Origin of the sequence: Chelativorans alearensis, assembly GCF_010993735.1 — a bacterium.
GTDB classification, from domain to species: Bacteria; Pseudomonadota; Alphaproteobacteria; order Rhizobiales; family Rhizobiaceae; genus Chelativorans; species Chelativorans alearense.
Genome location: NZ_WQNI01000001.1, coordinates 201142 through 214026 on the forward strand (window position 1 = coordinate 201142; position 12885 = coordinate 214026).

General features: G+C 64.8%; 12 protein-coding genes. 2 read left to right on the top strand and 10 right to left on the bottom strand.

Features of this window, described 5'->3' with window-relative positions; translation table 11 throughout:
- Nucleotides 1-35: 35 nt before the first annotated feature.
- The 3 genes from GPJ75_RS00915 to GPJ75_RS00925 form a co-directional block, all read right to left on the bottom strand.
- A complete protein-coding gene (locus GPJ75_RS00915; RefSeq protein ID WP_163264159.1) occupies nt 36-1610 on the bottom strand; it encodes an alkaline phosphatase family protein in 1575 nt (524 codons plus the stop codon).
- Between the two features lie 69 nt (nt 1611-1679).
- On the bottom strand, nt 1680-2702 hold the full coding sequence (locus tag GPJ75_RS00920; protein WP_163264161.1) for a TAXI family TRAP transporter solute-binding subunit: 1023 nt from the start codon (nt 2700-2702) through the stop codon (nt 1680-1682).
- Between the two features lie 31 nt (nt 2703-2733).
- Entirely contained in the window at nt 2734-4665 is a 1932-nt protein-coding gene (locus tag GPJ75_RS00925; RefSeq protein ID WP_205602433.1) for a TRAP transporter permease, read from the bottom strand.
- 116 nt (nt 4666-4781) lie between these two features.
- Between GPJ75_RS00925 and GPJ75_RS00930 the strand changes: the two genes are divergently transcribed.
- Nucleotides 4782-5585, top strand: coding sequence for a helix-turn-helix domain-containing protein (locus tag GPJ75_RS00930; RefSeq protein ID WP_163264165.1), 804 nt, complete (start codon nt 4782-4784; stop codon nt 5583-5585).
- Nucleotides 5586-5618: 33 nt separating this feature from the next.
- On the opposite strand, the gene GPJ75_RS00935 is transcribed toward GPJ75_RS00930, so the two are convergent.
- The 7 genes from GPJ75_RS00935 to GPJ75_RS00965 all read right to left on the bottom strand — a co-directional run bounded on the left by GPJ75_RS00935 (nt 5619) and on the right by GPJ75_RS00965 (nt 11876).
- Complete coding sequence (locus GPJ75_RS00935) at nt 5619-6149, bottom strand: NADPH-dependent FMN reductase (protein ID WP_163264167.1); 531 nt, start codon at nt 6147-6149, stop codon at nt 5619-5621.
- Nucleotides 6150-6152: 3 nt separating this feature from the next.
- Nucleotides 6153-7466, bottom strand: coding sequence for a TRAP transporter large permease (locus GPJ75_RS00940; protein WP_163264169.1), 1314 nt, complete (start codon nt 7464-7466; stop codon nt 6153-6155).
- The gene (locus tag GPJ75_RS00945) at nt 7463-8032 is read right to left on the bottom strand and encodes a TRAP transporter small permease subunit (RefSeq protein WP_163264171.1); all 570 of its coding nucleotides are present in this window, start codon (nt 8030-8032) and stop codon (nt 7463-7465) included. Before GPJ75_RS00945 ends, GPJ75_RS00940 begins: the two co-directional genes overlap by 4 nt.
- Nucleotides 8033-8058: 26 nt before the next feature.
- Nucleotides 8059-9135: a C4-dicarboxylate TRAP transporter substrate-binding protein gene (locus GPJ75_RS00950; protein WP_163264173.1), complete on the bottom strand. Its 1077-nt coding sequence runs from the start codon at nt 9133-9135 to the stop codon at nt 8059-8061.
- 359 nt (nt 9136-9494) lie between these two features.
- Nucleotides 9495-9878: a YciI family protein gene (locus GPJ75_RS00955; protein WP_246248857.1), complete on the bottom strand. Its 384-nt coding sequence runs from the start codon at nt 9876-9878 to the stop codon at nt 9495-9497.
- Nucleotides 9879-9903: 25 nt separating this feature from the next.
- Nucleotides 9904-11049 (bottom strand): CaiB/BaiF CoA transferase family protein, encoded by a 1146-nt coding sequence (locus GPJ75_RS00960; protein WP_163264175.1) that lies wholly within the window; start codon nt 11047-11049, stop codon nt 9904-9906.
- Between the two features lie 11 nt (nt 11050-11060).
- Nucleotides 11061-11876, bottom strand: a complete 816-nt coding sequence (locus GPJ75_RS00965) for a citryl-CoA lyase (protein ID WP_163264177.1) — start codon at nt 11874-11876, stop codon at nt 11061-11063.
- A 141-nt stretch (nt 11877-12017) separates the two neighbouring features.
- Between GPJ75_RS00965 and GPJ75_RS00970 the strand changes: the two genes are divergently transcribed.
- Nucleotides 12018-12875: a dioxygenase family protein gene (locus GPJ75_RS00970; protein ID WP_163264179.1), complete on the top strand. Its 858-nt coding sequence runs from the start codon at nt 12018-12020 to the stop codon at nt 12873-12875.
- Nucleotides 12876-12885 lie beyond the last annotated feature (10 nt).

Below are 12885 nucleotides of genomic sequence, written 5' to 3' on the forward strand. Positions count from 1 at the left end.
GGTGTTGACGGCTGTCAACTGCTGCTCAGGCACCACTACCAGACACCGAAATAGATGCCCCGTGTCTTGTGCGTATCCGTGCGCCTTTCGACTTCGCTGTCGGAGATGGTGACGCGCATGCGGCGGGTGCGCAGCCAGGTGAAGAGCCGTTCGTGCAGTTCGCCGCGGATGTCGGTGTGGGCGGGGTCGGCGCCGAGATCGGTCAGTTCCCCCGGGTCGGCTTGAAGATCGAAGAGCTGCGGCCGGTAGCCGTTGAACTCGACATACTTCCAGCGTTTCGTGCGCACCATGTAGCCGCGCGCGTCGCCGGGTTCGCGGCCGAGCGTCTGCCGCGCCTTGCGGAAGCCGTAGTCGCACTCGGAGAACACGGCGTCGCGCCAGTCGCCGTTCGCCTCTCCGCGGATGATGGGCAGCAGCGAACGGCCTTCCAGCACATGGCCGGGAACCGCGCCGCCTGCCGCCTCGACGAAGGTGGGCGCGAGGTCGATCGCCTCCACCAGGAGATCGCTCGCCGTGCCGCGTGTGGCATCGGCCTTGGCCGACGGGTCGTAGACGATCAGCGGGATGCGCACGCTCTCCTCGTGGAACAGCTCCTTCTCGCCGAGCCAGTGGTCGCCGAGATAGTCGCCGTGGTCGCTGGTGACGACGACCATGGTGTTTTCGGTCAAGCCGCGCGCTTCGAGGAAGGCCCACAGGCGGCCGAAATGGTCGTCCACTTGGCTGATCAGGCCCATATAGGCGGGGATGACCGCCTGCCGCACCTCCTCCCGCGCAAAATTCTCGCCTTCCTCGTGGCGCATGAAGGCGGCGAAGACGGGGTGCGGATCGCGCCGCTCCTCCTCGCTGCGGTTGGCGGGAAGAACGTCGCCCGGCCCGTACATGGCGTGGTAGGGCGCGGGCGCGATATAGGGCCAGTGCGGCTTGATGTAGGAAAGGTGCAGACACCAGGGCTCCTCGCCCGCCTCGGCGATGAAGTCCATGGCCCGGTCGGTCATGTAGGCGGTCTCGGAATGCTCCTCCTTCACTGTCGCCGGCAGGCGCGCGTTGCGCAGGAGCCAGCCCGACAGCGCCTCGCCATTCTCGCCGCGCCCCGAATTGGCGAATTCGTGCCAGGGGTTGGCGACGTCGTAGCCCTTCTCCCGCAGGTAGCGGTTGTAGGGAACGTCCTCAGGACTTGCCTCGTCGGGCCACAACCCGTCGTCCCGCTCATAGGGCTCGAAGCCGCACTCGCTGGCGAACACGCCCTCGATGGTCTCGCGGGTGACGCCGAGCCGCGCCATGCCGAGCCGGTCGGCCGCCATGTGGGTCTTGCCGACGAGCGCCGTGCGCAGGCCGAGCGGGCGCAGGTGGTCGCCCATCGTCATCTCGCCCACACGCAGCGGCACGCCATTATAGGTGGAGCCGTGCGAGCTCACGTAGCGGCCCGTATAGGTGCTCATGCGCGAGGGGCCGCAGACCGGCGCCTGCACGTAGGCGCGGTCGAACCGCATCCCGCGCGCCGCCAGGCGGTCGATGTGCGGCGTCTTCAGCGCCGGGTGGCCGTAGCAGGACAGGTAGTCGGCCCTCAGCTGATCGGCCATGACAAACAGGATATTTTTTACTTTGGACATTTCGGCTCGGTGCTCGGTGGGGCGGGGGCGGCGGGAAAGGCAGTCTTCCCCGCCGTTCCGGTGGGCGCTTTATTCGCCGGCGAGGAGTTCCGGCGGGATCTCCATGCCGATCTCCTCATAGTAGCGGGCGGCGCCCGGATGCAGCGGCAGGTTCAGGTCCTGGAAGGCATTCTCGCGCGAGATGCGCCTCAGCCAGGACGTGTTCCGAGCTGACCCCTCAAGGCCTTCCCAGAAGGCCTTGGTGATCCGGTACACATCCTCTTCCGCAAGGTGCTTGCCGGCGCCGACGCCGACGATCGAACCCAAGGTCTGCACCGGTTCGGTGTTGACCTGGTGGTCACCGTAGGTACCGGGTTCGATCTTCCCGAGCACACCGCCCGGGCGTGACAGGACGGCCTTCACCGCCGGTTTCTCCATCTGCTCTGGCGTCAGGCCGAGGAAGCGGATCTCGTGCGACAGCGCTATCTGCTCGATGACCGGGCTCGGCGCGTTGGTGGCGTTGATGTAGACGTCGATGCGGCCGTCCTGGAAGGCCTGCGCCGCCGCATCCCAGCCAAGCTGGACGGATTCGAAATCCTCTCCTGCCTTGTAGCCGGTCGCCCCTTCGACCACCCTTTGCATGATGACCGTCGCCCCGCCGCCGGGCGGGCCGAGGAAGACCTTCTTGCCCTTGATGTCGTCGAGGCTGGCGATGCCCGAATCCGCGTAGGTGGTGATGTGATAGAGGCCGAGCGGGAAGGCGAAGACGGCGCGCAGGTTCTGCGCGAGCTCGGGCGCCTCGGCGATGTTGGTGTACATGTTGGCGCCCTTCATCATGGAATCGTGCACGCTGGCAGACCACATGAAGAAGTCGAGCTGGCCGTTGCCGGCCTCGAGCGCGTGCTGGGTCGCGGCACCGGTGGCGTTCACCTGGATTTGCACGTCTGGCAGTTCCTTGCCGACGATCTGCGCAAAGGTGCTCATCACGAGATAGGGCGAGGAGCCGGGGCCGAGCGTCGCCAGGCGGAAGAACTCCGCCGCCCCCGTCGACATGGCCATGGCCATTCCCGCAAATCCGGCTATCGCGCCGATGAGATGTCTTTTCAGTCGCATCGCTTTCTCCTCCCTGGGGTTTCTAGCCAGATCATTTGCCCTCCGCGCCCGGCTCCAGTTGCCCGGTCTTCCCGCGCAGCCAGCCGGCGATGGAGGCTCCATACGGTGTGGCGTCGTTGACGACGAAGAGCGTTGCGGCGGCGAAGCCGGTGAGTTCGACCCAGAACGCGGGCAGCAGCACTGCCAGCCCCACGCAGCATCGAAGCACCCTTGAAACCCAGGTCAGCCGCCCGCTGGCATAGCCGGCGAGCCCGGTCGCAAGGAGCCAGATAGCAAGGGCGAGGCGAAGGCAGATCCATAAAAGCCCGGTGAAGCTGAAGTCGATCACCAGCGAGAGCGACGGGTTGTAGACGAGCACGAAGGGGATGATGAAGCCGATCAGGGCGACCCTGCAGGCGTCGACGCCGATGCCCATCGGGTTGGCCCGGGCGATCGGGGCGGCCGCGAAGGCGGCGATGGCGACGGGCGGCGTGATGGCGGAGAGAACGCCGAAATAGACGACGAAGAGATGCGCGATGAGGGTCGGAACGCCCATCGCTTCGATGGCCGGCCCCATGACGATGACGACGACGAGATAGGCGGGCACGGTCGGCATGCCCATGCCGAGCACGAGCGAGCTGAGCATCATCATGACAAGGGCGAGGAACAGCGAATCGCCGGCGATGCCGAGGATGATGTTGGCGAAGCGCAGGCCGAGGCCGGTCATGTTCATGATGCCGATGACGATGCCGATGGCGCCAACGGCGATGATGATCTGGGCCGCCGCCAGCCCCGCCTGATGCAGCGCGTCGAGGAGGCGGCCGGGCTGCCGGCGCAGCTCGGGATTGAGCGTGAACCCCAAGAGGACCGCCGCGATGACCGCCACGAACCCGGCGAAGGCCGGCGAGCGGCCGCCGATCAACAGCGCGATGACGATGGCGAGCGGGATGGCGAAGCAGAGGGACATGACCCAGTCCCGGCGCGTCAGTTCGACACGCTCGCCGGCAGGAATGGGGCCGATGCCGCGCTTGACGGCCTCGATCTGCACGGATGCGAACAGCGATCCGTAGTAGAAGAGCGCGGGCAGCAGGGCACCGATGCAGATCGTCAGGTAAGGGATCCCCGTGACATCGGACATGATGAAGGCGACGGCGCCCATGATCGGCGGCATGAACTGGCCGCCCGAGGACGCCGCCGCCTCGATGCCGCCGGCATAGCGCGCGGAAAAGCCGCGCTCCTTGATCATCGGGATCGTCATCACGCCCGTGCCGACGACATTGCCGGCGACGGAGCCAGACATGGTTCCGAAGACGCAACTCGCCGCGACCGCCGCATGCGCCGGGCCGCCGCGTGAGCGGCCGGTGAGCGCGAAGGCGAAGCGGATCAGCACCGGCCCGGCGCCGATCCCTTCGAGAACGACGCCGAAGACGATGAAGGCGAGGATCAGCGTGACGACGACCGAAAGGGGCCGGCCGAAAACGCCGTCGAAGGAGTACCAGACCACCTGCAGGATCTGCCTGAGGACGAACCCGCCATGCTCGAATATCCACGGCAGGCGGTCGCCGAAGACGCCGTAGCCGAGCGCGGCGAGGCAGACGAGCACAAGCGGCAGGCCGAAGCTGCGGCGCGTCAGTTCGATGAGCACGGCAAGGCCGGTAACGCCGATCGCAACATCGCTCGCGGAGAACGAATAAAGGCCGATCTCCAGGGCCTTGCCGATCTGCAGATAGCGCCAGACGGAGAGCGCCAGTCCCACAAGCAGCAGGAGATCGACCAGGAAGCGGGCCCGCCCGAGCCGGCCTTCTCCCTCGCCCATCGTATGCAGGACAAGGATGAGCGCGGCCAGCGCGTAGGTGCCGACGCGCAGCATCGTCTCGTTCAGGAAGCCGAAGCCGGCGATGTAGAGGCCGAGCAGGCTTAAGGCGATGGCAAGCGGCGCCGACAGGCGCGCGAGCGTTCGACCGGCAGCGGTGAGGTCCGACACGCTCCATCTCCTCCCGTTTGGCGCGCGACGGGAAGACAATGAAGCAACCCGGCGCGAACGGGAACGCCGCGCGCGCATGCTTTTCACCTGGTGAAATCTTCGCTAGCATTGCATTGATGCCGACCGTCAAGACCATCCGCGCGCTGTCACGCGGGCTCGACGTGCTGCGCCACCTGGAGACGGGCGGCGCGACGCTGCATGATCTCGCGGCCCGCACGGGGCTCGCGAAAGCGACGCTCCTGCGCATCCTGGCGACGCTGGAGCGGGAGGGATATGTGCGGCGGGGCATCGCCGACCAGCTCTACCATCACAATTTCCGGCCGACGCGACCGCCGGAGACCGGGTGGAAGGCGGTTCTGGCCGAGGTGGCGGGCCCCGTGCTCGACAAGCTATGCCACAAGGTCCTGTGGCCTTCGGATGTCGGCGTCTACGAGGACGGCGCGATCCGCGTGCAGGAGACCTCGCGGCGCATTTCCCCGTTCCTTCTCAACCGCGATGTGCTGGACCACGAGATTCACGTGCTGCAGTCGGCGATGGGCCGCGCCTTCCTTGCCTGGAGCGACGAGGACAGGCGCGAGGAGGTGCTCGCCCGTCTTTTAAGATCGAGGGACCTTCACAACCGTCTGGCCCGGGACCGGGAGAAGGTCGCGGCGCTGGTGTCGGACGTGCGCGCCCGCGGCTACGCCGTCCGCGAGCCCGGCTATTTCATAACCCAGCCGCGGGAAGCGCGCGTCAGCGCCATCGCCGTGCCGGTGTTCCTCGATGCCAGGCCCGTGGGCGCGATCAACCTTGCCTGGGTGAGCAGCGCGATGTCGGAACAAGCTTTCGTTGCCCAGCATCTGCCCAGCCTGAAATCGGCAGCCAGGGAGATCAGCGCCGGTGTCGATGTACGGTTCAAGCATACAAGGACAGTAAGGTGAGCCGGGCCTTGAGGAACGGCTTCGTTCACCGGCTCACCGCTCAAGGGAGCGGATGAATGCCTTTGCGCCCTCAAGCAAGAAGGCCTCGGTCGCCTCGTCGACCAGGAACCCGTTCTCCACCTTCGCTGCCGCGTGGGGAACGACCACTTCCTGCCACGTGAAGACACGCGCCAGCGTTCCGTTCAGCACGTATTTGAGATGGGCTTGCGCGCGTACGCCGCCCAGCGCGCCGCCGGAGACGGAAGCCACGAAAACGGGCTTGTCCTTGAGCACCGAGGCATAGGCCGGGCGGGAGGCCCAGTCGATCGCGTTCTTGAGGACGCCGGGGATGCCGTAGTTGTACTCCGGCGTCACGATGACCAGTCCGTCGGCCGTCTCGATCGCCTCCTTGAAGGCGTCCACCGTCTCGGGGCTGGGCAGATCCGCGTTGTAGTGGGGCAGGCTGCCGATGTCGAAGCGCATGGTCGAAACCTGGCCCTCCAGCCGCGCGCAGAGAGTGGAGACCACGGCGCGTGAGGTGGAGGCGGCCCTGAGACTGCCGGAAATGCACAAAAGTGTCGTCATTGTCTAAAGCCTTGCTAGCCAAACTGCGATTTCAGGGAACGCGATCAGGATCGCCAGTCCCACAATCATCGCCGCAACGAAGGGGAGGGCGCCTCGGAAGATCTCGCCCACCCGCAGGGTGTTGTCGTTTAGAGCGGATTTGATCGTGTAGACCGACAGCCCGAACGGCGGCGTGAGCAGGCCGATCTCCACCGCCACCACGGTCAGGACACCGAACCAGATGAGGTCGAATCCGGCTTCGCGCGCGACGGGCAAGGCGATCGGCAGCAGGATCAGCATGATCGAGATGGAATCGATCAGGAAGCCCATGACGATGACGAGGACGAGGAAGATCAGCAGGAAGCCATAGGGACCGATGCCTCCCGCAAGCAGCCCCTGGGCGAGTGCATTCGGCAGACCCGACATGGCGAGCATGCGGCTGAAGAAGGTCGCCGCCATGATCAGGAACAAAACCGACACCGTCACCTGGCCTGTCTCGACCAGAAGGCCCCAAAGCTTGGAAGGATTGAGCGAACGCCTGACAAGAGCGATCACGAGGGCACCGAGCGCCCCGACAGCGCCGGCTTCCGTCGGATTGAAAAAGCCGCCATAGAGCCCGCCGAGAACCAGCGTCACAAGCGCGACGATGGGTATTGCCTTCGCCACTGTTGCGAGCACCGCCTCGGGCTCCATCTCGACATCGCCGCTCTCGCGCTCGAACACCGACGACTTCCGCCAGGTCGCCAGGATGAGGATCGTCGCCGAGAAGAGCAGCGCCAGCAGAATGCCGGGGCCGACGCCGGCCAGGAACATGCGCCCCACCGATTCCTCGGCAAGCACGGCGTAGATGATCATCAGCAGGGAAGGGGGGATGAGCATGCCGAGCACGGAACTGCCGGCGACGACGCCCGTCGAGAACCGCCGGCTGTAGCCGTGGCGCCTCATCTCCGGAACCGCCACGCGCGAAAACACCGAGGCGGAAGCGATCGAGATGCCGGTTATCGAGGCGAAGACGGCGTTGGCGAACACGGTGGCGATACCGAGCCCCGCCCGCACACGGCTGAGCAGTCGTTCGAACAGGTCGAACGTGTCCTTGCCGACACCCGAGATGGTGACGAGCAGCCCCATCAGCACGAACAGCGGCACCACCGCGAACAGATATTCCTCGAGGCTGTCGTTGGCGACGGAACCGATCATCCGCATTGCCACGGTCTCGTTGCGAATGAAGAAAACGCCCGCGAACGATACGACAACCATCCCGACCCCGATCGGCATGCCGAGCGCGATGAGGATGACCAGGATTGCGATGCAGGCGGCGCCGATTTCGATGCCGGTCATGACGTGTGCTTCCCGGCGCCGACGGCCTTCATCAGGGAACGAACGGCCTGGACGACGAACTGGGCCGCCGCGACAGCGCTGCCGACGAGTATCAGCGCGCGAAAGGGCCAGGTCGGCAGCGTGACTCCGGCGGTCACACCTATGAATTCGTGGTGTTCGATATCGCCCAGGAGAATTCCGTATGTGGACCAGGCGATGCCCGCGCACACCGCGATGCCGAACAGGTCCCAGAGACCCGAAACAAGAGCGGCCGCGCGCGGCTTCCACCCCTCAAGCGCATCGAGGAAGAAGTCGGTTCGCGCGAGGCGGTTGTTGCGGATCGTCGTTCCAAGCTGGAGATAGACGATCATCACCAGCGTGAGCGCGCCGAGCTCGGAAATCAGCGGAAGCGATCCGCCCGTGATGTTGCGCGCGAAGACGTCGCTGCCAATCATCACCATAAGGAGCAAGATCATGATCGTGCCCAGCGCCGCCAAGCCGTCGACAGCACGCGACCAGAGGCGCTGTGCGCTCAACAGCCGGCGCCGCCCTTCGGCGGTGCCGCTGTCTTGCGAGCGAAGGCTCATATCCCTGCTGCCCCGTCAGCCGGCCCTTATTCCTTGTCCCAGTCGCGGACCGGCTCCTCGCCCCGGGCGCGAAGACCGTCCATGTAGGCGGCGAGGAACTCGCGCGCGGGCAGGCCGCGGGCTGCAACGTCGGCCGCCCAGTCGGCGGCGATGTTCGGCATGCCGTCCACCCAGGCCGCGCGATCCTCCTGCGACATCTCTGTCATGGTGACCGGCGGGTTCTGGCTGGCGCCGACCTCCAGCATCTTCTGCAGCGCGGCATCGTGGCGCTCCAGCACGTCCTTGCCGTGGGCCTCGGTGTAGACCTTGCCCGCGGCGATCATGGCATTCTGCACCTCTTCGGGCAGGCCATCCCAGGAATCGCGGTTGATGGCCAGCGCGCCGGAGAAGGCGACGCCGATATCGACCCGCGTGATATAAGGTGCAACCTCGAAGAGCTTTGCCGGCAAAACGCCGAGCGCCAGCGACAGCACGCCGTCGGAAACGCCCGTCTGGATGTCGGTGTAGAACGTCGTCAGCGATCCATCGACGGCATTGGCACCGGTGCCCTGCAGCCACGCGCCGAGCACGCCCGGCGCCGACAGCTTCATGCCGCTAAGATCGGCAAGGCCGGTGATCGGCGCCTTCGTGTATACGTCATAGCTGTCGGTACTGGTGAGGCCGAGCACCTTCAGATTGTACTGTTCCCATTCGTTGCGGAACGCTTCGTTGTTTTCCAGAAGCTCCCACATCACATCGAGCTGCACGGGCGGATTGGCGGTGGCGAAAGGCGCGTAGGTCGAAGCCTGACTGAGCGGCAGCTTTGCACCTTCGAGGAAGGAGAACACCCAGCCGATGTCGGTCACGCCCTCTTCGACCGAGGTCAGCGTGGCATTCGCTTTATAGAGCGTGCCGCCGAAGGCTTCCTGCCATTCGATCTTGTAATTGCCGGTTTCGGCCAGAATGCGGTCCGTTTCGGTCATGAACTCCGACTTGATCATGCCCACCCACGGGATGACGAGCGGGTGGCTCGACGCCACGGTGAGATCGATCGTCTCTTGCGCCATGACCGAGGTCGGTAAGGCGATCGCGCCCGCGAGCAGTAGTCCGGTTAGCTTCTTCATTGTTTCTTCCTCCCTTTGAACCTGGATCGCGATGACGCTTCGTTGCATCGTCATCTATCTATTTGTTTTAGCATGATCTTTTCCGAAAACCGGCACCCACTTTTCGGGATCGTGCTCTAACATTACAGTTGTATATTGGGAATCGAGATAGTCGGCACCCCTTCGCGCCCCCCTCTGTCCTGCCGGACATCTCCCCCGCATGGGGGGAGATTTGCTGTCATCGTCGCCTTCGCCAATCCTCCAACGCTGCAGAAGAGGCGAAACGTCGATGAAGGGATAATCTCCCCCCATGCGGGGGAGATGTCCGGCAGGACAGAGGGGGGCGCGAAGGGGCACGGCGGTATATCGTAACTGTAGAGCTAAAGAATCGAGAAGGTCTGGCTCGAACTGTCGAGCCGGATCGTCATCGTTCCTTCGTTGATCATCCACGGGCGCACCGTGAACGTGCGCGCACCGCGCACATGCATGGGGTCGCGTTCGGCGATGGCGATGGCTTCCTCACGGGAGGCGGCACGCACGACCACGAGCCCGTCGCCTTCCCAGCTCTTTTCGTCGTCGGACCACATGGGGCCGGCCGCATAGAGGATCCCCTCCTTCTCCAGCGAGGCCTGGAAGGCGAGGTGCTCTTTTAGGTTCGCCAGGATCGGCTCGATCCCGCCAACCGGCGTGGTGAAGATCGCGTAGAGCTGCTTCTGCAGCATCGCGCTGCTGGCCTGCATCACGTCCTTGACGGGTATCGCCATCGTCGTTCCTCCCAGTTGCTATGCCTTAGCCGGCTTTCCGCTGCGCGATCTCGGCCCGGATTTCCTCGCCGTGCTCGTCGAGCGTGGGTGGCGGCAGGATGTCCAGGTCGGGCTCCCCGTCGAAGCTGTAGGGCGCGCGCACGGTCTTGAAGGCGCCCATTTCCGGGTGCTGTGCCTCCACCGCGATATGCAGATGCCTGGCCTGCGGGTCTTCCAGCGCCTCGTTCGAATCGTAGGCCGGCGAATGCGGAACTTCGTTCTTCAGCAGAATCTCGCCCCATTCCTCCCGGTTTCGGGTGGCGAAGACCGGCGTAAGGATATCGATCAGTTCCTGCTGGTGCTCGATGCGGTTGAGCCGTTCCGCAAACCTCTCGTCCGAAAGCAGTTCGGGTTTTCCGACCGAGGCGACGAGACCCTCCCAGAACTTCTGGGGCGAGGAGAGATGGATCGCGATCCACTTCCCGTCGGAACAGGCGAAGGTGTAGGACTGGGATACCTTGGGGCGGCTCAGCGGCCCCATCACTTCGCCGACACTGAAATAGTGGGTGAAGCTGTCGAGGTTGAAATGGCACATCGCCTCGAGCATCGAGATGTCGAGGCGCCGGCCCTTTCCGGTCTTGAAGCGCTCCAGCAGAGCGGCGACGATGCCGAGCGCGGCGTAGTGGCCGGTCACGGCATCGGCGATGGCCGGTCCGATCACTCTCGGATTGGCGGGGGGCGTGAGAAGCCGCAGATAGGCGCTGGCGGCCTGCGCGACCGTGTCGTAAGCGGGCCGGTCGCGCGAAGGTCCGGTCTGGCCGAACCCGGTGATGGCGCAATAGACAAGGCGCGGGTTGATCCGCTGCAATTCCTCCGCACCCGCGCCCAGCCGTTCCGCGACGCCGGGGCGGAAGTTCTGGATGAAGATGTCGGCGGTTCCGATCAGGTCGTGGAAGACCGCTTGGTCTTCCGCCTGGCGGGTGTCGAGCGCGATGGATCGCTTGTTCCGGTTATAGGTCTGGAAATGCGGCGAATAGAGCCCGCCCTTGAAGGCGCGGAAGGGATCGCCGGCGTCCGGGCGTTCCACCTTGATCACGTCCGCGCCGAGGTCGGCCAGATGCATTCCCGCCGCCGGGCCGGTGATGTAGGTCCCCATCTCCACGACCCGAATGTCTCTGAGTATCTTCGTCATCCGGGTTCCCCTCAGGCGGAATGGTTCTTGTCGCCGGACGCCGCCGGCGGTCCGTCATATTCGATGGAAAGGTCCGCGTGGTGGGACATGATGAAGCCGATGGAGCGCTGCGACTCCTCATAAAGGTGAGCCACGAGACCGGCCGCCCGGGCGAGCAGCGGTATGCCCTTCATGGCTTCGAGCGGCCAGCCGGCATCGAGTATCAGGGCCGGGATCGCACCTGAGACGTTGATCGGCAGCGGACGATTCATGATGGCCGGGGCATGTTCGGCAATGGCGCGGAGGCAGGCGATGTGATCTCCGGAGACGCCAAGTTCATCGGCCAGGGCCAGAAGGGTATTCGCGCGCGGATCGCCCGCGCTGTGCTGTGGATGGCCGAGGCCCGGCACCTTGGCGCGTCTCGCTTTCAATGCTTCCAGGCTTGTGTGGGCGGCCGAATGGAGGTCGGCCCCCGGCTTGCGGCTTTCCTCCAGGACCTCGGCGATGTAGCGTCCGGCCACTTCCGAGCTGCCGGCAACGACCGAGCCCATGCCCAGCAGGCCGGCCGCCATCGCGCCCTGCCACGCTTCGGGTGCGGCGGCCAGGGTCATGCGCGAGGCCTGCACGCTCGGCACCAGCCCGTGCTCGGCAATCGCCACCATGCAGGCATTGGTAATGGCGCGCTGCGCGTCGTTCGGACGCGTTCCGGTGACCAGCAGCCAGAAATAGTCGGTGAAGTCGATTTTCCCGATGAGTTCGGCACAAAGATCATGCCCGCGCACGGTGATGGTGTCCGCGTCGGATGTGGCAATCGCCGTGAAGGCGCCATCCTGTTTGCCGATGCGCATTCAGCCTCCAATTTTTCGCACAGAGAAGTTTTTTTCTCTTGTCGGAAAGTACGGCGCGTTTTACTTTCCTGTCAAGCCGGTTGGCCCCGGCATGGCGTTCGGGGGCATCGATTTGCTATTCACAGACGGGAGGAGAAGGCGATGCGCGACATCAACCAGTTCACGATCACGGAAGAGGTGAAGAAGAGCTTCCGGACGGAGGAAGGGTCGAGGCTCAAGTTCCTGCTCGAAAAGCTTCTCGAGCACCTGCACGACTATACGCGCGAGACCAACCTCACCCATGAGGAATGGATGCGGACGCTGAATTTCCTTTACGACTGCGGGAAGATCTCGACGCCGGAGCGCCACGAATTCATCCTGCTGTCGGACGTGCTCGGCTTCTCGGCTCTCGTCGACATGATCAACACGCGGGGAGGCGCCACGGAAGGCAGCAACCTCGGCCCCTTCTATCTCGACAATGCGCCGAGGAAGCCGCTCGGCACCGATCTGGCCGGACCGCGCGAGGGTGTCTCCGTGCTTTGCCACGGGGTGGTGCGGGATACACTGGGGCACCCCCTTCCCGGAGCGGTCGTGGACACCTGGCAGGCCGACGGCTCGGGCACCTATCCCATCCAGGAGGAGGGGCAGGACAAATACGACCTGCGCGGCATCTTCGAGGCCGACGAAAACGGCCGTTACTACTATACGACCGTTCTACCGAAGCCCTATACGGTTCCCTATGACGGACCCGTCGGCGAATTGCTGCGCGCCGGAAACAGACATGCCTGGCGGGCGGCGCACCTGCACTACATGATCCGCGCCGAGGGGATGCGCGGCATCGTCACCGAGGTGTTCTTCGAGAACACCGAATATGTCGACAACGACGCGGTGTTCGGCGTTCGCAGGTCGTTGATCGCCAAGGTGGAGCCGTATAAGGCGGAGAAGGCGGGGAACCTGGCGCTGGAGCGCAGGCCGGATGCGATGCTGGAATTCGATTTCGTGCTGGCGCCGGGGGAGTGAGAGGCAATCG

Coding starts and splice junctions, on each gene's coding strand:
- GPJ75_RS00915 (WP_163264159.1), bottom strand. CDS start 1,610: ATGTCCAAAGTAAAAAATATCCTGTTTGTCATGGCCGATCAGCTGAGG.
- GPJ75_RS00920 (WP_163264161.1), bottom strand. CDS start 2,702: ATGCGACTGAAAAGACATCTCATCGGCGCGATAGCCGGATTTGCGGGA.
- GPJ75_RS00930 (WP_163264165.1), top strand. CDS start 4,782: ATGCCGACCGTCAAGACCATCCGCGCGCTGTCACGCGGGCTCGACGTG.
- GPJ75_RS00935 (WP_163264167.1), bottom strand. CDS start 6,149: ATGACGACACTTTTGTGCATTTCCGGCAGTCTCAGGGCCGCCTCCACC.
- GPJ75_RS00940 (WP_163264169.1), bottom strand. CDS start 7,466: ATGACCGGCATCGAAATCGGCGCCGCCTGCATCGCAATCCTGGTCATC.
- GPJ75_RS00945 (WP_163264171.1), bottom strand. CDS start 8,032: ATGAGCCTTCGCTCGCAAGACAGCGGCACCGCCGAAGGGCGGCGCCGG.
- GPJ75_RS00950 (WP_163264173.1), bottom strand. CDS start 9,135: ATGAAGAAGCTAACCGGACTACTGCTCGCGGGCGCGATCGCCTTACCG.
- GPJ75_RS00955 (WP_246248857.1), bottom strand. CDS start 9,878: ATGGCGATACCCGTCAAGGACGTGATGCAGGCCAGCAGCGCGATGCTG.
- GPJ75_RS00960 (WP_163264175.1), bottom strand. CDS start 11,049: ATGACGAAGATACTCAGAGACATTCGGGTCGTGGAGATGGGGACCTAC.
- GPJ75_RS00965 (WP_163264177.1), bottom strand. CDS start 11,876: ATGCGCATCGGCAAACAGGATGGCGCCTTCACGGCGATTGCCACATCC.
- GPJ75_RS00970 (WP_163264179.1), top strand. CDS start 12,018: ATGCGCGACATCAACCAGTTCACGATCACGGAAGAGGTGAAGAAGAGC.